The organism is Streptomyces tropicalis, assembly GCF_029269835.1.
Taxonomy (GTDB): Bacteria; Actinomycetota; Actinomycetes; order Streptomycetales; family Streptomycetaceae; genus Streptomyces; species Streptomyces tropicalis.
The window spans coordinates 1-634 of the sequence record NZ_JARJBB010000099.1 but is presented as its reverse complement, the minus strand read 5'-3'; the positions used below and the strand labels follow the sequence as shown (position 1 = coordinate 634).

Below are 634 nucleotides of genomic sequence, written 5' to 3'. Positions count from 1 at the left end.
ACGGATGCACATCTCGCTCGGCTACGCCACCGCCCGCTTCCACCGCGGCGCCGAACTGCCCGCCACCGTCATCGCCCACGCCACGCCCGGCCCGGCCAACGACTACCTGCCCGCCCGGTGCGAGCCCGGTGCCCTCACCGCGGTGGAAGACCAGCGCTGGGACGTCGTCATCGCCGGTTACGACGACTACCGGCCTGGCCGCGACCCGGACGCCTTCCGGGCCCGGATGCTGCGCAGCGTCGATCCCCTCCAACAGGTCGCCCAGCACTGCGAGATGGACGGCCAGCCCGCCACCTTCTACGTCCGCGACAGCCAGCGCCGCCACTTCACCAGCCTCCCCCGCCTCCCCGGCGGCCTCGTCGTGATGGGCGACGCCCTCGCCAGCGTCAACCCCATCTACGGGCAGGGCATGAGCATGGCCGCGCTCCAGGCGGACGCCCTCGCCCGCCACCTGGCCTCCGCAACGCCCGCCCACCGGCCCGCCCACCGCTACTTCCGGCGCGCGGCTTCCGTCGTCAACGCCGCCTGGCAGCTGTCGACCACCGCCGACCTCGCCCAGCCCCACGTCACCGGGCCCTACCCCTTCGGCTACCCCCTCTTGCGCTGGACCGCCGACCAGGTCACCCGCGCATCC

The 634-nt window shown here is 74.1% G+C and carries 1 pseudogene; it reads left to right on the top strand.

Annotated elements, in window-relative coordinates:
• A pseudogene (locus P3H78_RS33190) lies at window positions 1-634 on the top strand (hypothetical protein); the annotation flags it as partial.